At 65.5% G+C, this 22,275-nt stretch carries 14 protein-coding genes; 11 read left to right on the top strand and 3 right to left on the bottom strand.

Annotated features, from left to right (window positions below; translation table 11 throughout):
- Positions 1-47: 47 nt before the first annotated feature.
- Together carB and ACW170_RS00640 are read right to left on the bottom strand one after the other, a co-directional pair.
- Positions 48-3,347 carry a carbamoyl-phosphate synthase large subunit gene (gene carB / locus ACW170_RS00645; RefSeq protein ID WP_492087782.1) on the bottom strand — a complete coding sequence of 1,100 codons (3,300 nt, stop codon included), beginning with the start codon at positions 3,345-3,347 and terminating at the stop codon, positions 48-50.
- A 25-nt stretch (positions 3,348-3,372) separates the two neighbouring features.
- On the bottom strand, positions 3,373-3,744 hold the full coding sequence (locus tag ACW170_RS00640) for a hypothetical protein (RefSeq protein WP_492087781.1): 372 nt from the start codon (positions 3,742-3,744) through the stop codon (positions 3,373-3,375).
- 414 nt (positions 3,745-4,158) lie between these two features.
- Here ACW170_RS00640 and ACW170_RS00635 point away from each other — a divergent pair, with 414 nt between their 5' ends.
- Together ACW170_RS00635 and ACW170_RS00630 are read left to right on the top strand one after the other, a co-directional pair.
- Complete coding sequence (locus tag ACW170_RS00635; RefSeq protein WP_492087780.1) at positions 4,159-6,942, top strand: TonB-dependent receptor domain-containing protein; 2,784 nt, start codon at positions 4,159-4,161, stop codon at positions 6,940-6,942.
- Positions 6,943-7,023: 81 nt separating this feature from the next.
- Positions 7,024-7,818: a hypothetical protein gene (locus ACW170_RS00630; RefSeq protein WP_492087779.1), complete on the top strand. Its 795-nt coding sequence runs from the start codon at positions 7,024-7,026 to the stop codon at positions 7,816-7,818.
- Positions 7,819-7,822: 4 nt separating this feature from the next.
- On the opposite strand, the gene ACW170_RS00625 is transcribed toward ACW170_RS00630, so the two are convergent.
- A complete protein-coding gene (locus ACW170_RS00625) occupies positions 7,823-8,521 on the bottom strand; it encodes an HAD family hydrolase (RefSeq protein WP_492087778.1) in 699 nt (232 codons plus the stop codon).
- 127 nt (positions 8,522-8,648) lie between these two features.
- On the opposite strand from ACW170_RS00625, the gene ACW170_RS00620 reads away from it, so the two are divergent.
- The 9 genes from ACW170_RS00620 to lpxC all read left to right on the top strand — a co-directional run bounded on the left by ACW170_RS00620 (position 8,649) and on the right by lpxC (position 22,270).
- Positions 8,649-9,929 (top strand): S41 family peptidase, encoded by a 1,281-nt coding sequence (locus ACW170_RS00620; RefSeq protein WP_492087777.1) that lies wholly within the window; start codon positions 8,649-8,651, stop codon positions 9,927-9,929.
- Between the two features lie 141 nt (positions 9,930-10,070).
- Positions 10,071-11,483 carry a UDP-N-acetylmuramate--L-alanine ligase gene (murC, locus tag ACW170_RS00615; RefSeq protein WP_492087776.1) on the top strand — a complete coding sequence of 471 codons (1,413 nt, stop codon included), beginning with the start codon at positions 10,071-10,073 and terminating at the stop codon, positions 11,481-11,483.
- Between the two features lie 174 nt (positions 11,484-11,657).
- A complete protein-coding gene (gene murB, locus ACW170_RS00610; protein WP_492087775.1) occupies positions 11,658-12,581 on the top strand; it encodes a UDP-N-acetylmuramate dehydrogenase in 924 nt (307 codons plus the stop codon).
- 87 nt (positions 12,582-12,668) lie between these two features.
- Positions 12,669-13,610 (top strand): D-alanine--D-alanine ligase, encoded by a 942-nt coding sequence (locus ACW170_RS00605; RefSeq protein ID WP_492087774.1) that lies wholly within the window; start codon positions 12,669-12,671, stop codon positions 13,608-13,610.
- Positions 13,598-14,482, top strand: coding sequence for a cell division protein FtsQ/DivIB (locus tag ACW170_RS00600; protein ID WP_492087773.1), 885 nt, complete (start codon positions 13,598-13,600; stop codon positions 14,480-14,482). The genes ACW170_RS00605 and ACW170_RS00600 overlap by 13 nt, the downstream gene beginning before the upstream one ends.
- 59 nt (positions 14,483-14,541) lie before the next feature.
- Entirely contained in the window at positions 14,542-15,834 is a 1,293-nt protein-coding gene (gene ftsA / locus ACW170_RS00595) for a cell division protein FtsA (protein ID WP_492041242.1), read from the top strand.
- 176 nt (positions 15,835-16,010) lie between these two features.
- Complete coding sequence (locus ACW170_RS00590) at positions 16,011-19,319, top strand: TonB-dependent receptor domain-containing protein (RefSeq protein WP_492087772.1); 3,309 nt, start codon at positions 16,011-16,013, stop codon at positions 19,317-19,319.
- A gap of 255 nt (positions 19,320-19,574) precedes the next feature.
- Positions 19,575-21,170, top strand: a complete 1,596-nt coding sequence (gene ftsZ, locus ACW170_RS00585; RefSeq protein WP_492087771.1) for a cell division protein FtsZ — start codon at positions 19,575-19,577, stop codon at positions 21,168-21,170.
- 200 nt (positions 21,171-21,370) lie between these two features.
- The gene (lpxC, locus tag ACW170_RS00580) at positions 21,371-22,270 is read left to right on the top strand and encodes a UDP-3-O-acyl-N-acetylglucosamine deacetylase (RefSeq protein WP_492089211.1); all 900 of its coding nucleotides are present in this window, start codon (positions 21,371-21,373) and stop codon (positions 22,268-22,270) included.
- The last annotated feature ends 5 nt before the right edge of the window (positions 22,271-22,275 follow it).

The following is a 22,275-nucleotide window of genomic DNA, read 5'->3' as shown; positions in this document are numbered from 1 at the left end:
GTGTGCGGCGTCCAGTTAAGCTTTTCTCATGAATCGCCGTTCGTCGTTCAGCCGTAGTCCTGGATCGGCCTCACATCCAGGTCGCCGGCCTTGATGGCGCCGATGGCCTGGGCGGCCGCCAGGGCGCCGGCGGTGGTGGTGTAGTAGGGGATCTTCATCATCAGGGCGGTGCGGCGCAGGCTGAAGCTGTCCTGAAGCGACTGTTTGCCCGAGGTGGTGTTGAAGACCAGGTGGACCTCGCCGTTCTTCATGGCGTCCACGATGTGCGGGCGGCCTTCCAGCACCTTCTTGACCAGGCCGACCTCGATGCCCTGGGTCGCCAGATAGTCGCGGGTGCCGCTGGTGGCGATGATGGAGAAGCCCTCGGACAGCAGGGTCTTCACCGCATCGACGATGAAGGGCTTGTCGTCTTCCTTGACCGAGACGAAGGCGCATCCGGCCGTGGGCAGGGTGGTGCCGCCGCCGATCTGGGACTTGGCGAAGGCGCGGGCGAAGGCGGGGGCCATGTCGGCCTCGCCCTCACGCTTCCAGTCCAGGCCCATGACCTCGCCGGTCGAGCGCATTTCCGGGCCCAGGATGGTGTCGACCCCGGCGAAGCGGGCGAAGGGGAAGACCGCTTCCTTGACCGCGATATGGTCATAGGGCTTGTCGGTCAGGCCGAAGGATTTCAGCGGCACGCCGGCCATGACCTTGGCGGCGATCGAGGCGATCGGCTGGCCGATGGTCTTGGCCACGAAGGGGGCGGTGCGGGACGCGCGCGGGTTGACCTCCAGCACGAAGATGCGCGGGTTCTCGCTGTGCGGCTCTTCAATCGCGAACTGGACGTTCATCAGGCCGCGGACCTTCAGGGCCTTGGCCATTTCGGTGGTCTGGCGCTTCAGCTCGGCCACCGTCTCGGCCGACAGGGACCAGGGCGGCATGGAGCAGGCGCTGTCGCCCGAGTGGACGCCGGCTTCCTCGATATGCTCCAGCACGCCGGCGACGAAGACCGTCTCGTCGTCGCACAGGGCGTCCACGTCCACCTCGGTGGCGCGGTTCAGATAGTGGTCGATCAGGACGGGGTCGGAGCCTGAGACGCGCATGGCCTCGTGGACGTAACGGTCCAGCTGCTCGCGGTCGTGGACGATCATCATGCCGCGGCCGCCCAGGACGTAGGAGGGGCGCAGGACGACGGGATAGCCGACCTCTTCCGCCTTCTGCGCGGCCTCTTCGGCGCTGCGGGCCAGGCCGTTGGGCGGCTGTTTCAGGCCGATGGCCTCCAGCATCTGCTGGAAGCGCTCGCGGTCCTCGGCCAGGTCGATGGAGTCGACGCTGGTGCCCAGGACGGGGATGTTGTCCTCTTGCAGGGCGTGAGCCAGCTTCAGCGGGGTCTGGCCGCCGAACTGGACGACGCAGCCGATGAGGTCGCCGTTCGAGCGCTCGACCTCGATCAGCTCCAGCACGTCCTCGGCCGTCAGGGGCTCGAAATACAGGCGGTCGGAGGTGTCGTAGTCGGTCGAGACGGTCTCGGGGTTGCAGTTGACCATGATCGACTCGACGCCGATGTCGTCGAAGGCGAAGGCCGCGTGGCAGCAGCAGTAGTCGAACTCGATCCCCTGGCCGATCCGGTTCGGACCGCCGCCCAGGATGATGGCCTTCTTCTTGTTCGTCGGCTCGGACTCGCACTCGGGGATCTGGCCCAGGGCGCCGGTCTCATAGGTCGAATACATATAGGCGGTGGCCGAGGCGAACTCGGCGGCGCAGGTGTCGATCCGCTTGAACACCGGGCGGACGTTCAGGCCGCGACGGGCCAGGCGCACGGCCTTTTCCGTGGACCCGACAAGATGGGCCAGGCGGGCGTCGGCGAAGCCCTTGGCCTTCAGGCGGCGGAACTCGGTCGGGTCGGTCGGCAGGCCCTTGATGCGGACGTGGCCTTCCTCGCGCACGATGTCGGCGATCTGGCGCAGGAACCAGGGCTCGTAGGAACAGGCGGCGTTGACCTCTTCCACCGTCAGGCCGTGGCGGAAGGCCTGGGCGATGACGCGGATCCGGTCGGGGGTGGGGACGCCCAGGGCGCGGACCACGGCGGCGCGGGCGGCGCCGGCGTCCTCGACGTCGGCGACGCCTTCGATCTCGATCTCGTCGAAGCCGGACAGGCCGGTCTCAAGCCCGCGAAGGGCCTTCTGCATCGATTCCTGGAAGGTGCGGCCGATGGCCATGACCTCGCCCACCGACTTCATCGAGGTGCCCAGCAGGGGCTCCGAACCGGGGTATTTCTCGAAGGCGAAGCGCGGGATCTTGGTGACGACATAGTCGATGCTCGGCTCGAACGAGGCCGGCGTGACCTGGGTGATGTCGTTGGTCAGTTCGTCAAGGGTGTAGCCGACGGCCAGACGCGCGGCGACCTTGGCGATGGGGAAGCCGGTGGCCTTGGACGCCAGGGCGGACGAACGCGACACGCGCGGGTTCATCTCGATCACCACCATCCGGCCGTCGGCCGGATTGATGGCCCACTGGACGTTCGATCCGCCCGTCTCGACGCCGATCTCGCGCAGGACGTTGATCGAGCCAGTCCGCATCCGCTGATATTCCTTGTCGGTCAGCGTAAGCGCAGGGGCGACGGTGATGGAGTCGCCGGTGTGGACGCCCATCGGGTCGATGTTCTCGATCGAGCAGATGATGATGCAGTTGTCCGCCTTGTCGCGGACGACCTCCATCTCGTATTCCTTCCAGCCCAGCACCGATTCCTCGATCAGCACCTCGGTGGTCGGCGACAGGTCGAGGCCGCGCAGGACGATCTCCTCGAACTCTTCGCGATTGAAGGCGATGCCGCCGCCGGTGCCGGCCAGGGTGAAGGACGGACGGATCACGGCGGGCAGGCCGACGAACTCAAGCCCCTCCAGCGCCTCTTCCATCGAATGGGCGGCCTTGGAGCGGGGGCTCTCAAGGCCCAGCTTGTCCATGGCGTCGCGGAATTTCTGGCGATCCTCGGCCTTGTCGATCACCTCGGCTTTCGCGCCGATCATCTCGACGCCGTATTTCTTCAGCGCGCCCGAGGCGTCCAGGGCCAGGGCGGTGTTCAGCGCCGTCTGGCCGCCCATGGTGGGCAGAAGCGCGTCGGGGCGTTCCTTGGCGATGATCTTCTCGACCATCTCGGGCGTGATCGGCTCGATATAGGTGGCGTCGGCCACCTCGGGGTCCGTCATGATGGTGGCGGGGTTCGAGTTGACCAGGATGACCCGGTACCCCTCGGCCTTCAGCGCCTTGCACGCCTGAACGCCGGAATAGTCGAACTCGCACGCCTGGCCGATGACGATCGGGCCGGCGCCGATGATGAGGATGGACTTAATGTCTGTGCGCTTGGGCATCGCCAGCTCTTCTTCTTATTGAACGCTAATGGGTCACGACCGCGCATTCCCAGCCGTCGTAGTCTAGCTGAAACGCTGCGGCCCAGGTCTGCATCATGGCGGAGGTCGCCGCGAAGGACGCCTCGTCCACCGCCATGGTGGTCTCGAGTGTAGTGGAGTCGTCGGCGCCGCCGGTCAGGAAGCCGGCGCGGCGCGCGACCTCGTTCAGGTCGCCGTGATCGCCCTCGCCATAGAAGTAGAACCGCGTGTGACGCGGAGTCACGCCGCTGTCGCCCTGTTCGGCCAGCGCTGCGCGCACCATGGCGTCGCGTTCGTCATGACTGATGTCCGAGGCGTCCAAGGGGCGACCTGATCCTTCGTAGTTTGCGCGCGCGTAGCCGCCGCAGGGCGTCGCCATGCGGAGCTCGCGTCGGGTTGTCGGTTAAGCGGCCCGTTTAGAGAGGGAGGGGCGGGGGGGCAAGAGCTTTCAGGCTGTCAAATCAGGTCAAAAAGTGATGCGAGTTTGCCACATTCGTTGCGGGAAGGTGTCGACTTTGCGTCATCGAGGTGGTGTGTGGTTCGAATTTCACTGTAAGTAGGCGCTTAATTTCGAACTACACTGGGGGATTCAATGACTCGTCGGATGGGGCTTTTGAATGCTTCCGCCTTGGTTGGCGGCGCGTTCGCTACTCTGATGGCCGCCGCGCCGGTAATGGCGCAGGAATCTCAGCCTACGGCTGCGGAGACTGAAGCCTCGTCCGAAGTTGGGGAAATTGTAGTCACTGGTTCGCGTATCCCGAGGAACGAATACACGAGCGCTTCGCCCGTACAGGTGCTGACCGCTGAGAACGCCCAGGCGCGCGGTCTCAGCGACACGGCGCAATTGCTGCAGCAATCGACCCTGGCCGCCGGCTCGCCCCAGGTCACCTCGACGATCTCCAGCTCTTTCGTCACCGATGGCGGTCCAGGCGCGGCGACGGTTTCGCTGCGCGGCCTAGGCGCCAACCGCACCCTGGTTCTGCTGAACGGGCGCCGCGCCGGTCCGGCCGGCACACGTGGCGGCGTTTCGGCGTTCGACCTAAACGTCCTGCCGCAATCGGCCCTGTCGCGTGTTGACATCCTGAAAGACGGCGCCTCGTCGATCTACGGGTCTGACGCCGTAGCCGGCGTGGTGAACCTGATTACCGGCGTCGAGCAGGACGGCGGCGAGTTGACCGCCTATTATACCGCGCCCTTCGAGGGCGGTGGCGAGCAGATGAACTTCTCCGGCACCTTCGGCAAGACGTTCGAGCGCGGCAGCTTCAGCATCTCAGGCGACTACTACAAGCAGTTCGAGCAACTGCAGGGTGATCGCGACTACACCAGCTGCGCCGAACAGTATGTATTTGACGCTCAAGGCAATCGTGCGGACCGGATCGACCCGCGTACTGGCAAGCCCGCATGCCTGGACCTGTTGTGGGGCCACGTCTGGGCCTATGACAACACCTTCGCCTCGCTGCCGGGCCGTTACCAGTATGATTACGACGGCGACCTGGGCAACTATATCCCGACGGTGCCGGGCAGCCTGGCCGGTCAGGTGCCGGTCCCGCCTCCGGGTTTCTATCTGGTTGGCTACGACGGCCCCAGTACGGCGGTCATGAACGGCAACCACCCGTTTGATGACGAGCAGACCCTTATCCCCGAGGTCGAGCGTTACACGGTGTTCGCCGAGGGCAAATACCAGCTGACCGAACACGCAGAGGCCTATGCCGAAGTCCTGCTGAACCGTCGCAAATCCTCGACCAAGGGCTACCGCCAGTTCTGGAACTACGCCTACGCCGGCGACTGGTCCTATGGCGCGGGTTATGGCTACGAAAGCTGGGGCGGCGACTATCTGCTCAGCCCCACGCCGATCACGAATCATAACTCGGCCAGCCAGCAGGTCGATTACGCGCGCGTCGTCGGCGGCGTCCGGGGCGACTTCGTCGATCCGGGCAGCTTCCTCAACGACTGGAAGTGGGACGTCTTCTTCCAGTACAGCCGTTCGGATGGCGACTATACCGCTGACGTCATCCTGCAGGACGCCGTTGACAGCCAGAGCTTCCGCACCGATTCCTGCGCCGGCGAGATTTTGCCGGTCAGCGGCCGGACCTGCATCGACATCAACTGGGCCGATCCCGACTTCCTGGCCGGTAATCTGACCGACGAACAGCGCGCCTTCCTGTTCGACGTCGATAAGGGCAACACTGTCTATGAACAGGCCTATGTCGAAGGCTTCATGGGCGGCGAGCTGTTCGACCTGCCGGCGGGTCCGATCGGGGCGGCGCTCGGCTTCCATATTCGCCACGACGAAATCAACGACGTCCCGGGCGAGATCACACGCAACGCCAACGCCTGGGGTTCTTCCAGCGCCGGCATCACCCAAGGATCCGAGCGAACGGCCGAGATCTTCACCGAACTGTCGATCCCTGTCCTGAAGGACATGCCGTTCGCTTATGGTCTGGATCTGAGCCTGTCAGGGCGGGTGACCAACACCAAGACCTCGGGCAGCGCATCGACCTACAAGGTCGGCGTGAACTGGGAGTTCTTGCCGGACGTCCGCATGCGCGCCACCACCGGAACCTCGTTCCGCGCCCCCGCCCTGTTTGAACTGTATCTCGCCGACCAGAGCAGCTTCGCCAGCCAGCGCACCGTGGATCCCTGCATCAACTGGCAACAAAACCTGGCAGACGGCACCATCAGCCAACGCCTGGCGGACAATTGCGCCAACCCGAACGGACCGGGCGGCGGCGTGCCCGGAACCCACAACGGGGCCGGCAGTTCGGCGACTCTGTTTGAGGGCGGCGGCCTGGGACAACTTGAGCCGGAAACCTCCACCGCCCATGTTATCGGCCTGGTCTGGACGCCGAAGTTCATCAACTTCAGCGCTGCGGTCGATTATTTCGAGATCGAGATCGAGGACCAGGTCACGAGCCTGGGCTCGAGAACCGTCTCTGCCTGCTACCTCTCGGATAATTTCCCGACCGACCCAGTCTGCAGCCAGTTCGTCCGTAACGAGGGAACGCACCGGATCGACACCATCTCCGGCAAGTTCATCAACATCGCCGAACAGACCAACCGCGGCATCGATTTTACAGCGCGTTACGCCCACGACCTGCCTTGGGGCGACCGGTTCTCTATCGACGGTCAGGCGACCTGGCAGTTGGAATCCCGCGAAGCTCTTTTCGCCGACAATATCGTCGACACCCTCGGTGAGGTCGGCAATCCGCAGTTCGTGGGCAATCTGAACCTGCAATACGAACGCGGCCCCTGGACCGGCGTCTGGGCCGTCCAGATGATTGGGCACCAAGGCAACTACGCCTCTTACGGCAGCGACACGGCCACGGTCGGCGGACAGGAAGTCTACCTGAAGCTTGATGCGCCCTTCACGGCCTTCCACAGCTTCTCGGTTCGTTATGATGCTGAAAGCTGGTCGATCCTGGCGGGTGTAGCCAACCTGTTCGACGAACTGCCGCCGCAACTGACTACCCTGAACCTGGGCGAATTCAACACCGTCGGCACCTCGGCCTTCACCTCGCAGTATACCGAAGGCATGTACGGCCGCCGCGGCTTTGTCCGCATCAGCAAGTCGTTCTGATCGACAAACGGACTATAAGGTCCTGACGGGGCGGCGGGTTCTCAAACCTGCCGCCCCTTTTGTTCGCGGGGAGTTCGAGACATGGCGGTCATTCTGGGCATGAAGGATACGCTGGACGAAGATGTGGCGCGCTTTGATCCGGCTCCGTTGTCGACGCCCCTCTTCCTGAACAGCATTCCCAAGGGCGGTACTCACCTTATTCGCAACATCCTGCGAATGTTCGTGCCGGTGGGGCAGCACTATGGGCGCGAGTTCGTGCAGATTCCTAACCTGGCCCAACATCGTCATCTGTTCGACCCGGCTCGGCCGATGATGAGCTGCGGCCATCTGCTGTTCAGCGATTCAGGCGTCCACGCCCTGGGAGCCGCGAGACATATCGTTCTGGCGCGCGATCCGCACAGTTGGGTGCTGGCGCGTGCGCGCTTTTATCTGTCCGACGAGTTTCAGCAGGCCAATCTGGCGCATCTGAAGAGCGGCGCCATACCGGCCGACGAACTGATCAATATGATGATCTTCGGCATTCACGAGCGAACGCCGACGCTGGAAGACATGTACACCCATAATGTCGTCGCCTGGTTGGGCACGCGGGCGGTCCTCTATCGGTACGAAGACATTGTCGCTGCGGTGGAAGATCTGGACAGCAAGGCTTCGGAGGTCTTCTTCCTACGGTTGCTGGCGGATTGCGGCCTGGAGGCTGTGCCCGCCGATTGGCGCGAGCGGGTCAGGGTCGGTGCAGACAAGCGGCAGAGCCGAACGGCGCGCCAGAACCTGAATGTGTCCAGCGCGGTCGTCCTGCCCGACGAAATCTCTGAGGCGCAGAAGAAGCTGATCGAGTTTCACGCCCCGGGCTTGCGCGCCCTTTTGGGATACACCTGAGACGTCAGTCCTCTATCGCAGCAATCCAATCCGGCAATTCGCCGATCCGGGACAGGGAGACATAACGCGGCTCGTTCACCGGGGCATCGGCCAGTTCGTGGGCCCAGGTGACGTGGTAGGGGATGTGGACGCCGAAGGCGCCGGCGGCGATGGCGGGCAGGACGTCGGACTTCATGGAATTGCCGGCCATGACGGCCTCGGCCGCGCCGGCGCCATAGCGGGAAAAGATGCGGTCGTAGGTGGCGCGGTCCTTTTCGGAGACGATCTCGACCGCCGCGAACCGGTCGCCGAGGCCTGAGGCCGCCAGCTTGCGCTCCTGGTCCAGAAGGTCGCCCTTGGTGATCAGGACCAGACGGTAGTTTTCGGCCAGTTCGGCGACCACCTCGTCCACGCCCGGCAGGGTCTCGACCGGGTGGGCCAGCATTTCGCGACCGGCGGCCAGGATCTCGCGCACCACCTCGGGCGGGGCGCCGCCGTCGCACAGCTCCATGGCCGTCTCGATCATCGACAGGGTGAAGCCCTTCACGCCGTAGCCGTAGAGGCGGAGGTTGCGCTGTTCCGTTTCGGCCAGGCGCGCCTCGATGGTGGCGGCGTCGCCGTGATCGTCCAGCAGATCGACGAACCGGGCGTGGGTCAGACGAAAGATCGTCTCGTTGTGCCAAAGGGTGTCGTCGGCATCGAGGCCGACCGTGGTGATGGGCATGGGGGTCGTCCGGGGCGCGGTCCGCAAATCAGGTGCGGGGCTCTTGGCCCGAGCCTGTGGCGAAGACAAGACGTGCGCGACTCTTCGTGATTTGCGCGGCGAGCGGGGTTCGGCCAAGGATCGTCCCATGTCCGGTCGTCGCTTCCTGAGTGTTTCCAGCGCCTTGTCGTTAAGCTTGCTGCTCGCGGCCGGATCGGCGTCGAGCACGCCCCAAGCGACGACCGGGACCCGCTTCTCCGACATCGTGCAGATGGCGCCGTCGCGAGACCGCGCCCGCATGAACCAGCGGGTGTTCGACAGGGTCTGGAGTGAGGTGCGGCGCGGCTATTACGACCCCGGCCTGCACGGGGTGGACTGGGGGGCGGCGCGGGATCGGTTTCGGCCCCTGGCGGCGTCGGCCGGCGATGATCGCGCCCTGTACCGGGTGCTGAACGAGATGCTGGACCTGCTGGACGACGGTCACGCCGGGGCCAGCCCTCCGGCCGCCGTGCGCCGTCAGGACACGCAGTATGAGCGGCGCGCGGTCATGGGCATGACCCTGATGCGGGGCGAGGATCCGGACATCTGGACGGTGGAGCGGGTGCGCGAGGGCTCGCCGGCGCAGGAGGCTGGGGTGCAGCTGGGCTGGACCCTGAACAGCGTCGATGGGCGTCCCTGGGGGGCGGATGTCGAGGTGCAGGACGGGCGACCGGTGCATCTGGTCCTGACCGACGAGACGGGCGCGCGGCGTGACAAGGCCCTGGTTCCGCGCCTGATGGACGGGCCGCAGCCGTTCACGGCGGACAAGACGCGGCCGGGGGTCCTGGTGCTGACGGTGGAGCAGTTCGACGCCGGCCTGGGACGCTGGCTGGGCGGTGAGCTAGACGGGCTGTCGCCGGATGTGGACGTGATCCTGGACCTGCGGGCCAATCCGGGCGGGCGTCTGTCGGAGGCGGAGTCGGTGTTGACCTGTTTCCTGCCGCGCGACCGCGTCTGGGCGACACAGACGGGGCGGACCGGGCGGTCGGTGACCCTGACCGCATCGGGCGACTGCGGCGACCGGCGCGAGCCTGTATCCAATGAGGTCGCGGTTCTGGTGGATCGGGGCAGCCGCAGTGCGGCGGAACTGACTCCGGCGGCCCTGCAGGAGGCGCGGCGCGGGATCGTCGTGGGGGAGAAGACCATAGGTTCGGTGCTGATCGCCCAGGAGACGGAGCTGCCGGACGGCGGGCGGCTGACCTTGAGCCGGGCCAATTTCGTCACGGCGGGCGGCGTGCGGCTGGAGAAGCACGGGGTCACGCCGGACATCGAGGCCCCGCGCACCGTGGCCCAGCGACGGGCGGGCGAGGATCCGACCCTGGAGGCGGCCATCGCCGCGTTGAGGGCCCGGGATCCAGCCCAGGCGCAGAGCCTGGCCGCCGGACTATAGGTCGGCGCCGTGGCCGGTAGCCTTCCCGGCCTAGGCGGATCCAACCTATGCACGGGCCAGCGCGTCCGGAGCGTTTGCGGGGTTGGAATTGGGCGCACACACCCCCGTGCATTCCGCCCGATCCCTTGCTAAGCGCATCGGATGATCGCTCGCCTTCGCCCCGTCCCGTTTGACCTCGGTCCCGTCCATTTCGTCGGCATCGGCGGCATAGGCATGAGCGGCATCGCCGAGATCATGCTGAAGATCGGCTATTCGGTTCAGGGCTCGGACGCCAAGGCCAGCGCCAATACCGAACGGCTGGAGAAGCTGGGCGCGCGGATCTTCATCGGCCACGATTCCGCTCACGTCAGCGAGGGCGTGTCGGCCGTGGTCTATTCGACGGCGGTCAAGGCCGACAATCCCGAGATGAAGGCCGCGCGCGAGCGTCGCATCCCCCTGGTGCGCCGGGCCGAGATGCTGGCCGAACTGATGCGGCTGCAATTCTCCATCGCGGTCGGCGGCACCCACGGCAAGACCACCACGACCTCGATGGTCGCGGCTCTGCTGGATGCGGCCGGCCTGGACCCGACGGTGGTCAACGGCGGCATCATCAACGCCTATGGCACCAACGCCAAGGTCGGCGACGGCGACTGGATCGTGGTCGAGGCGGACGAGAGCGACGGCAGCTTCCTGCGGCTCAAGTCCACCGTCGCCATCGTGACCAATATCGACCCGGAACACCTGGACCACTACGGCGACTTCGACGCCGTGCGGAAGGCCTTCGTCGATTTCGTCGAGAACATCCCCTTCTATGGTTTCGCCGCTGTCTGCCTGGATCATCCCGAGGTGCAGAAGCTGGTCGCCTCGATCGATAACCGGCGGCTGGTCACCTATGGGACCAATCCCCAGGCCATGGTGCGGGCCGACAATGTCGAGATGGGGCCGGACGGTTGCCGGTTCGATGTCGTGATCCAGAAAGGCGAGACACATACGATCAAGGGCGTGCACCTGCCGATGGCCGGCTGGCACAATGTCTCCAACGCCCTGGCCGCCATTGCGGTGGCGCGCGAGCTGGACGTGTCGGACGAGGCGATCCGCGAAGGGCTGGCCGGGTTCGGCGGGGTCAAGCGCCGCTTCACCACCACGGGCGTGGTCGGGGGCGTGCGGATCGTCGACGACTATGGCCACCACCCGGTCGAGATCGTCGCCGTGCTGAAGGCCGCGCGCCAGGTGACCGAAGGCCGGGTCATCGCCGTGGTCCAGCCGCACCGCTACACCCGACTGCGCGATCTGATGGACGAGTTCTCGACCGCCTTTTCCGACGCCGACAGCGTGATCGTCGCCGACGTCTATCCGGCCGGCGAGCAGCCGATCGAGGGGGTGGACAAACACGCCCTGACCGACGGCATCCGCCGCTATGGCCACCGCCATGTCCAGGCGCTGGAGAACGCCGCCGTCCTGCCGCGCCTGATCAAGGAAGAGGCCAAACCGGGCGATGTGGTCGTGCTGCTGGGCGCCGGCGACATCACCAGCTGGGCCTATGGCCTGCCGGCGCAGCTGGAGGCGTTGGGGTGATAGTCACCCTCTCCCGCCGGGAGAGGGCTTGAGCGCACGGCGGCGAAGCCGTCGTTCTGGCGCGAAAGGGTGAGGGGTAAGGTGGTGCGGGCTGGCCCACCGGCGGTCCCCTCATCCGGCCCTGCGGGCCACCTTCTCCCGCAAGGGGAGAAGGAAGCAAGAGATGAGGACCTGATGACTTGGCGTGACAACCTCCCCACCGTGCGCGGCAAGCTGCTGCGGGACGAGCCCCTGGCGCCCTTCACCTGGTTCCGGGTGGGCGGGACGGCTGAGGCCCTGTTCATTCCGGCGGACGCCGAGGACCTGGCTGACTTCCTGAAGGCGTTGGATACGTCTGTCCCCGTGACCGTGCTGGGCGTCGGGTCCAACGTCATCGTCCGCGACGGCGGGGTCGAGGGCGTGGTGATCCGTCTGGCGGGCCGGCCTTGGGCGCAGGTGACGACGGACGGCGACGCCATCACGGCCGGCGCAGGCGCGCTGGACTCCATGGTGGCCAAGGCCAGCGCCAAGGCGGGGCTGGCGGGGCTGGAATTCTACGCCGGCATTCCCGGCACCGTGGGCGGCGCCCTGACCATGAACGCCGGTTGCTACGGATCGGAGACAAAGGATGTGCTGGTCTCGGCCTGGGGGCTGAACCGCAGGGGCGAGCGGGTCGACTACGCCCTGGCCGACTTCGGCTATACCTATCGCCATTCGCAGGCGCCGGCCGACATCATCTGGGTTGAGGCCGTCTATCGCGGAACGCCGGACGCGCCCGAGGCGGTGCAGGCCCGGATCGACGAGATCACCAGCCGTCGCGAGACCACCCAGCCCATCCGCGAGAAGACCGGCGGTTCGACCTTCAAGAACCCGCCCGGCCATTCGTCTTGGAAACTGGTCGACGAGGCCGGCTGGCGCGGGAAATTGCACGCCGAGCCAGCGCCGTACGGGGGGGGAGGGGCCATGTTCAGCGAGCTGCACTCCAACTTCATGATCAACCCCGGCGAGGCCACCGCCGCCGACATCGAAGGCCTGGGCGAGGCGGTGCGCGCCGATGTCTTGTTGAAGACCGGCGTTCAGCTGGACTGGGAGATCAAGCGGATCGGCCGGCGCCTCTGATCGCCGAGGTTTGACGCACAAATTTCACGACGTGCGGGCGATAAGGTTGACGGCCTGTTAAACATCTCGGCCGCAATCGGAGAGGCCATGACCCGCGCATTCAAAGACCTTCATGTCGCCGTCCTGATGGGCGGTCTTTCCGCTGAGCGGGAGGTGTCGCTGACCTCCGGCGAACAGTGCGCCCAGGCGCTGGAACGGCAGGGCGTGCGCGTCAGCCGCGTGGACGCAGGGCGCGATCTGGCCAATGTGCTGTCGGGCCTGATCAAGCCCGACGTGGTGCTGAACTGCCTGCACGGCGCCTGGGGCGAGGACGGCTGCGTCCAGGGGGTGCTTGAGACCCTGCGGATTCCTTATACGCATTCCGGCGTCCTGGCCTCGGCCCTGGCCATGGACAAGGACAAGTCCAAGGCCGTGCTGAAGGCCGCAGGCGTCAAGGTGCCCGGCGGCGGTCTGTACGACCGGCACGAGGTGGCGGCGCGCCATGTGATCGAGCCCCCCTATGTGGTCAAGCCGAACGCCGAAGGCTCGTCGGTCGGCGTCTATCTGGTGCGCGAGGGCGCCAATCGGCCGGTCGCTGAGGTGGGCGATCCCGCCTGGACCTATGGCGAGCAGGTGATGGTGGAGCCCTATATCGCCGGCAAGGAACTGGCCGTCGCCGTGATCGGCGAAAAGTCGGGCCCGCGCGCCCTGACCGTGACCGACATCACCCCGACCAAGGGCTTCTATGATTACGAAGCCAAATATGCGCCCGGCGGCTCGGTCCACGTCCTGCCCGCCGTCCTGCCGCCCGCCGTTTTTGAGGCCGCCCTGCGTCAGGCGGAGGCGGCGCACCTGGCCATGGGTTGCCAAGGCGTGTCCAGAAGCGACTTCCGTTATGATGATGTTAAGGACGATCTGGTTCTGTTGGAGGTCAACACTCAGCCGGGCATGACGCCGACCTCGCTCGCCCCCGAGCAGGCCGCCCATACCGGAATGAGCTACGAAGAACTGGTACGGTGGATGGTGGAGGACGCCTCATGCCCGCGGTAGTTCGCGGCGGTCGGCGACAGAGTTCGGGTTCCTCGCGTGGCGGCGCCTCCAAGAAGGGCGGGCGGCCTCGCGGCGGCGCGCCCAAGCCCGTGTCCGCCATCCCCGGCAAGATGGCCGCCATCGGCCGTATCGATGTTTCCCCCCGCACCGTCATGATCGCCCTGGGCGCCAGCGCCCTGCTGGTCGTCGGGGTTCTGGCGACCGGCGCGCGCGCCGAGCGGATCGGCCAGTCGGTCTCTCACGGGATCGACGGGATGACGGCCGGCATGGGTCTGTCGCTGAAGCGGGTCCATATCACCGGCGCCTCGGCCGAGGCCGAGCCGGCCATCCAGCAGGCGCTGGGGCTCTATTCGGGCCAACCGATCACCAGTCTGGACCTGGACGCCATCCGCGACCGGGTGCAGGCCGTCGGCTGGGTCAAGGAGGCGCGGGTGGTGCGCCTGTTGCCCGACACCCTGATCGTTGAAATCAAGGAACACGACCGCCTCGCCGTCTGGCAGGAAGCCGGTCAGATCAAGGTCATCGACTCGCGGGGCCAGGTGATCAAGGGCGCCGACGCCCGCCGCTATCCCACCCTGCCTCTGGTCGTGGGCAAGGGGGCGGATCAAGCCGCCGGCGAGGTCCTGCCCCTGCTGGCCCAGCGTCCGCGCCTGATGAGCCGGATCGACGCCCTGGTGCGGGTGGACGAGCGCCGCTGGAACCTGCGCCTGAAGGACGGCAGTCTGATTCAATTGCCTGCGGTGGACCAGGAGGGGGCCCTGATCCGTCTCGATGCGATGGATCAGCGCGAACGCCTGCTCGACCTCGGTTTCGCCCGGGTCGATCTCAGAACGCCGGACGAGGTCGCCGTGCGCCCCGGCGCCGACGCTTAAAGGAAGTATAAGACATGGCGGGAAAGCAGCGCGGATCGGCAAACGACCAGGGCCGGGGCATGGACCCCCGCGCCGGCCGCGCCCCCGTGATCGCCGCCCTGGACATCGGCCAGTCCAAGGTGTCGTGCTTCATCATGAAGCCTGACGGCGTGCGCCACGCCGACCGCACCATCCGCGTCGCCGGGGCCAGTCACGTCCAGTCCAAGGGCGTGAAGGGCGGGGCCATCATCAATATGGACGAGGCCGCCCAGGCCATAGGCCACGCCGTCGAACGCGCCGAACGCGCGGCCCAGAGCCCCGTCTCCGGCGTCGTCGTCACCACCGCCATCGGCCAGATGGCAAGCCACCGGGTCCAGGCCCGGGTGTCCCTGGGCGCCAATCCGGTCGGGGACGCCGATCTGGCGCGCGCCATCGGCATGGCCCTGGCCCAGATCCGCCTGCCGAATCGCCGGCCCATCCACGTCCTGCCCATCGCCTGGTCGGTCGACGGCGCGCGGGGCGTGCATGATCCGCGTTCGATGCGCGGCGGTTCGCTGGGGCTCGACCTGCTGGTCGTCTCCATGGCCGAGAACGTCTTCACCACCCTGAGCCACTGTCTCGAGCTGGCGCACCTGGACCTGCAGGGCGTGGCCGCCGCGCCCGTCGTCTCGTCCCTGGCTGCGCTGGAAGAGGACGAGATGGACCTGGGCGCCGTCTGCATCGATATGGGCGGCGGCTCGACCAGCGCCGCCGTCTGGGGCGGCCGGTCCCTGTTGCATATCGAGAGCCTGAACGTCGGCGGCGACCATGTCACCTCCGACATCGCGCGCGGCCTGTCGACGTCCAAGGCCGGCGCCGAACGGCTGAAGACCCTGCACGGCTCGGCCATGGCCAGCGCCAACGAGGACCGCGAGATGCTGGAGGCCCCGCCGCGCGGGGAGGACGCCTCCGCCGGCCCGGTCATCGTGCCGCGCGCCATGCTGAAGACGGTCATCGCTCCGCGCGTGGAAGAGACGCTGGAGCTGCTGCGCGACCGGCTGAAGAACGCCGGCGTGGGGCTGGAGCCCGGCGCAGGACTCGTCCTGACCGGGGGCGCCAGCCAGCTGAACGGGGTGCGTGAACTGGCCGTGCGGGTGTTCGACCGTCCGGTGCGCCTCGGAAAACCCCAACGGGCGCCACATTTGGCCGACGCCGCGTCGGGCCCGGCCTTCTGCGCCACGGCCGGCGTCTTGTTGCGGGCGGCTTACGGCCCGCGTGAAGCCGTCTCTGCCCGGAAACTGATGGCGCGGCAGATCACAGCGGCGGATGCGCCGCGTGTGCATCGCGGCAATGTGGTCGGGCGTGTGGCGGGTTGGCTGCGGGATAATCTGTAGTTTTGAGGCTCCATAGTTCCGCTGTTCGCTGAACTGTGGCGAAGCTGTAACATAAGCTCCACTTCTGTGCCTGATTTGGACCACAATGGTTGTGGTTCCGCCACATTTGGTTACACCCACGTTACGCGGATCGGAACACGACGCCGCGCGCCGATTTTTAGTGGGGGCCCTAAGGCATGAATATCAATCGTCATCATCTTTTCGCGACAACGATTCTCGCGGGCATTCTGGCGGCTTCGCCGTCGTTTGCTCAATCTTCGTCGCAAACCCAACTCGACGGCGCGGCGGTTGACGAGATCGTCGTTACCGGCTCGCGGATTCGCCGCACAGATCCAGCTAATGCGCCCCAGCCGACCATCATCGTCGGGCGGGAGGACCTGCTGGAAACCGGTTTGCCTACGGTTATCGATTACCTGGCCACCATTCCCGCGCTTTCGAACTCGCAGGTTCCCTCGGATACCACAGGTTCTCTGAACATTGCGGGCGTTTCGCTGGCGAACCTGCGGTCGCTGGGGTCTGACCGCGTGCTGACGCTGATCGACGGTCGTCGCCAGGTCGGCGCCCAGGTCGGACGTATGGCTGTGGACGTCGACACGGTTCCGCGCCTGTTGATCGAAAGCATCGACATCATCACGGGCGGCGCTTCTTCCGTTTACGGTGCCGACGCCGTGTCCGGCGTGCTGAACTACAAGCTGCGCAAGGACTTCGAAGGCTTGGAGATCGACGCCAATGTCGGTCAGCTGGCAGGCGACAGTGCTGATGCGCCTCTGACCCGCCGGATTTCGGCCCTGGTTGGTAAAAACCTTCTCGACGATCGCCTGAACGTCTACGGTTTCGCCGAGTACGAGAAACTCGATGTGATCCTGGGCGAGGACATCGAGTGGCTGCGGGACGGACGGTTTGTCGTCGGCGTCGACGCCGACCCGACGTCGGCAACCTTCGGTCCGCGGTCTGACGGCATCGTCGACCAGGCATTGTTCTATGACGTGCGTTACGTCGGCCGGCCTCGCTGGGGCGTCACCAATGTGGCCAACAGCCAGCAACCGAGCTCGCAAGCCGATCCCGATGTGCCGCTGGCCAACTGCACTGGCCTGACGTCTGCGAACTGCTACTCAATCGATCCGAACAAGTCCTACTGGTACGAGAACGGTCAGGCGCGTCTGATCAATCTGGGCACCCGTATCGGCGCGGTCGGCATCAACCGTCCGTTCAATATCGGCGGCGACGGCGTCAACTATAACACCTACTTCGGTGGCTACAGCCGCACGCCGGAATCGGAATCACAGCGGTTCCAAGTCGGCGCCAACTACAAGGTGAACGACAACATCACCGCCTATGTTGAAGCCAAGTATGTCGATGAGCAGTCGTTCATCACTACTCAGCCAAGCTTCTTCGATGTCTATATCTCAAACACCTACTCCGCCACTGCAGTCCAGCCGATTCTGAGTTCATCCGCCTTCACCACCCGCATCGACGACAACGCCTTCCTGCCTGACATCATCCGCGCCGCGCTTCAGAACAATGCCGTCGCGACCTACGGCACGCCGGCGACGAACACGCCCGGCGCTGTGACCGGCACGGCCGTGCGGAATTACGCGCGTCACTCGGTGTTCGGCGTCGACCGGACTCAGGAAAATGACCGCCAGCTGCAGCGCTATGTGCTGAACCTGCACGGTTCGTACGATCAGGTCAGTTTCATCAAGGCGATGGATTGGGACCTGTCTTACGTCTATGGGCGGATGGACAACCGGAACACCGAGACCGGTATGGACATCCTGCGCACGACTCTAGCGCTGGATGCGGTACGTGACGGTAGCGGGCAGATCGTTTGCCGTGCGCAGTTGCTCGCCTCGCAGGGCCGCCCCGTCGCCAACTACAACCCCAATGATCCGCGCGATACGCTGTCGGCGACGGATTCGGAAGTTGCTGATTGCCGCCCGCTGAACGTGTTCGGTGAAGGAAACCAGTCCGCCGAAGCTCTGGAATATGTGACGGCGTCGATCTTCCTTGACGAGAAGAATGAAGAGCACAACTTCGTCGCTTCGACTTCGGGTCTGCTCTGGGACTTCTGGGGCGCCGGCCCGCTGGGCTACGCCGTCGGTTATGAGTACCGCAAGGAAATGGCCGAAGGCCTGGGACGCAGCTCTTCGAGCGGCACGCGGTACCTGCAACTGAACACCGGCGGCGACTTCCTGCCTTCGGAATATGAAACCAACGAGTTCTTCGCCGAGTTGGCGATCCCGCTGCTGCGCGACAGCTTCCTGGGGGAGTTCGCTGAACTCAGCGGCTCGTACCGGACCTTCGACTACTCCACCGTCGGAACGGGCGACGTGTATGGCGTGAACTTGGTTTATCGTCCGATCCCGGACATCACGTTCAAGACCAGCTACAATACCTCCTTCCGCTCTCCGGTTCTTGCGGAGCTCTATGCGCCGCAGACCCAGACGTTCGCGAACAACTTCGCCGATCCCTGCGATACACGCCAGATTACCTCTTCTGCTCGGACGGCTGAGGAGCGCACAAACCGCATCGCCAACTGTACGGCGCTGGCGGCGCAGAAGGGCCTAACCTATGACTTCGCTGGTTCCACGGCGACGACGGACGATGACTATCGCCCGACCTATTCGTCCGGCATTCCCGGACTGAACGGCGGCAATCCGCTTCTATCGCCCGAAACCTCGACCTCCTTCACTTTCTCGACGGTGCTCCAGCCGCGCTTCATTCCGAACTTCTCGGTGCTGCTGGACTATTACTCCATCGAAATCGACGATGTGATCGCCTCGGTGACCGCTCAAACCCTGGCCAACCAGTGCGTCGACGGACCGGCTCTGAACCCGGTGGCGTGCAACCTGATCTATCGGAACAATCCTGATCAGGGTGACGAGTTCGACGTCTTCAAGGTGGGTGCACCGCTCGGTGACGCAGTCGGCGGCTTCATCCAAGGGCCTCTGAACTACGCCAAGCGTGAGGTCGAAGGTCTGGACTTCAAGCTGCGGTACGGCCTGGACTCGGCGGAAGTGTTCGGTCGCGACTTTGGTCGGTTCATGCTTGACGTGGGCGGTTCCTATCTGATCACCCAGAAAAACTTCAACGACGTCACTCAACCCAACTATTACGAAGAGTACGCTAGCGATCTCTACTACCCGCGGGTCCGCTTCACGGCTCGCCTGAACTGGAAGCCGAACGACGACGTGTCTGTCACATGGACGACGGACTGGCAGTCGGCGCAGGACATTCAGCGCCTCAAGGAGTTCGTGGACTCCGGAAACACCGACTCCCGTCCGGTTAACACGCTGGATACTGGAAACTTTGCCCGTCACGATATCAGCGCACGTTATCGGGTGCGTGAAGACTTGGAACTGCGTGCCGGCGTCACCAACGTCTTCAACGACAGCCAGAACCCCTGGTTGGGCTCGACGCTGTATTCGAACTTTGACCCCTACGGTCGTCGCTTCTACTTCGGCTTGAACTTCACGGCCTTCTAAGTCGATTTGGTCTGAGTTTGAGTGCCACATGGGAGGGGGCGGCCTTTGGGCCGCCCCTTTTTTTGTTGACGCCCTCTTGTTTAGAAATTCAGGGAAATCCCTGAAAACCTGCTGTTCTCGCGTCCGACTCACATTATCGCCGTAACCTTCTCTTAACCCTCGTGGGCGCAATCATTAACGCGCTCATAACCAAAGCGATTCGGCGGGGTGTTCGCTTTGGTGCGAAGGGTCCAGGGCTCGGAAGGTCGGAAAAATATGTCGCTCTCGTTGGTCAAGCCGCAACACACTGAACTGAAGCCCCGCATCGTCGTGTTCGGCGTCGGCGGCGCAGGCGGCAACGCCGTGAACAATATGATCGACGCCGGCCTCGAAGGGGTCGAGTTCGTTGTCGCCAATACCGACGCGCAGCACCTGTCGTTCGCCAAGACGGATCGTCGCATCCAATTGGGCGAGACCATCACCCAGGGCCTGGGCGCGGGCGCCCACCCCGAAGTCGGCATGAACGCCGCCGAGGAATCCGCCGACGAGATCCATCAGCACCTCGAAGGCGCGCACATGGTGTTCATCACCTGTGGCATGGGCGGCGGCACCGGCACCGGCGCGGCGCCCGTGATCGCCAAATGCGCGCGTGATCGCGGCATCCTGACCGTCGGCGTCGTGACCAAGCCCTTCACCTTCGAAGGCCGCCACCGCATGCGCCTGGCCGACGCGGGCGTCGCCGAGCTGCAGCGCTATGTCGATACGCTGATCGTCATTCCGAACCAGAACCTGTTCCGCGTCGCCAACGAACGCACCACCTTCGCCGACGCCTTCGGCATGGCAGACCAGGTGCTGCACTCGGGCGTGCGTTCGATCACCGACCTGATGATCCTGCCGGGCCTGATCAACCTGGACTTCGCCGACGTCCGCGCCGTCATGTCCGAAATGGGCAAGGCGATGATGGGCACGGGCGAGGCGTCCGGTGATGATCGCGCCCTGCTGGCCGCCCAGAACGCCATCGCCAACCCGCTGCTGGACGAGACCTCGCTGAAGGGCGCCAAGGCCGTACTGGTGAACATCACTGGTGGTCTGGACATGACCCTGCTGGAAGTCGACGAGGCCGCCAACGCCATCAGCGCGGAAGTGGACGGCGACGCCAACATCATCTTCGGCGCCGCCTTCGATCCGGCCCTGGACGGCAAGATTCGCGTCTCGGTGGTCGCCACCGGCATGGACGAGGGCATGGTGCAGCGCGCCGAGCCGTCGGCTCCCGCCGCCCCGCTGGCCGATCACGGCGCCCGTCGCTCGGCCGGCGGCCTGTACGGAACCCAGACCTCGCGCGCTGCGCCCGAGCCCGCCCGCGAAACTTATCGCGAGCCGGTCCGCGCCGAACGCGCGCCTGAGCCGCGTTTCGAGGCCCGCCCGGAGCCTCGCATCGAGCCTGCGCCCGTCGTCCCCACCTTTCAGGCCCCTCCCGCGCCGGAACCTCGGCCCGAGCCGGTGATCCGCGTCGCGGAACCGACCCCACGCGCCCTGGATCCGATCGTCGATCCCTGGGTCGAGGAATATGAGACGACCCGCGCCCCCTCGGCGCAGTCGCCCCGCGCGCCTGAGCCGCAGCCCGATCTGTACGCCGCCCGGTCGCCGGAGCCGGCTGTCGAAGACTATGACGACCGCGATCACCGCCGCAGCGGCTGGAGCCTGTTCGGCCGAGGAAAGCGCGCGCAGCCGCAGCCCGAGCCGACCTACAGCACCCGCCCGACGTCGCAAATGCGGACGGCTGAACAGCCGCAGGCCCAGCCGCAACCGACCGCCGGCGAGGCGGACGATGACCTGGAGATTCCTTCTTTTCTCCGCCGGCTCGCAAACTGACCGATTGAAATTTTGAAGATCGCGCCCCAGAGCCCAGGCTCCGGGGCGTTTTCTTTGGCGGGAGCTCCCGGGCGGGAGTCCCGGAACGAAACAATCCGAAACTCGACTTTCATTTCGAGCTTGAGCCCCCCGCGCTAGATCGGTCGTGGGGCGTAATCCGCACATCAAGGCGGTCCGCACAGGTTGAAGCGAGTTTGAGTTTGTCGGTCAGGAACGACCATCACGAGCGCACCATCGTCGCGCCGGCCATCATCGCCGGTGTCGGGGTGCATACTGGCCGCCGGGTGCGGCTGGCGGTTCGTCCTGCGCCTGCGGGGGCGGGCATTGTCTTTGTGCGGACGGACATCACGGATTTCGACAATCGTATCCCCGTGTCGGGCGAGGCCGTCGTGGACGCGCGCCTGAACACCATGATCGAGAACAGCGCCGGCGTGCGCCTGTCGACGATCGAACATCTGATGGCGGCCTTCTGCGCCCTGGGCGTTTCAAACGCCGTGGTCGAGGTGGACGGGCCGGAACTGCCGATCCTGGACGGGTCGGCGCTGGAGTTCGTGCAACTGCTGGACCGGGCGGGCTTCCGTCCCCAGGCGCAGCCGCAGCGCTATATCGAGATCCTGGAGACGGTTCACGTCACCGAAGGCGACAAGCACGCGGCCCTGTTGCCGTGCGACCGCTATGAAATGCGGTTCGAGATCGACTTCCCTTCGGCGGTGATCGGCAACCAGATCATCGATTTCGTCGTGGACGAGCCGACCTTCCGCAAGGAAATCATGGCCTGCCGCACCTTCGGCTTCGCCCATGAGGTCGAGGCCCTGCGTCAGGCCGGCCTGGCGCGCGGCGGCTCGCTGGAGAACGCCGTGGTCATCGATGGCGACGAGATACTGAACCCCGGCGGCCTGCGCATGGAACGCGAGTTTGTGCGGCACAAGGCGCTGGACGCCATCGGCGACCTGTATGTCCTGGGCGCGCCCCTGCTGGGTCGATACGAAGGCTATAAGGCCGGTCACGCGGTCAACAACAAGCTGGTCCGGGCCCTGCTGGCTGCGCCGCATGCGTGGCGGGAAGTGACTCGCGTGCCTGAGCTGGCGCGGGCGGGCTGAGGCCG

It is taken from the genome of Brevundimonas sp. FV2ps16 (assembly GCF_058681075.1).
Note: the sequence above shows the minus strand (reverse complement) of the source record. Positions and strands in the feature narration are given on the sequence as shown.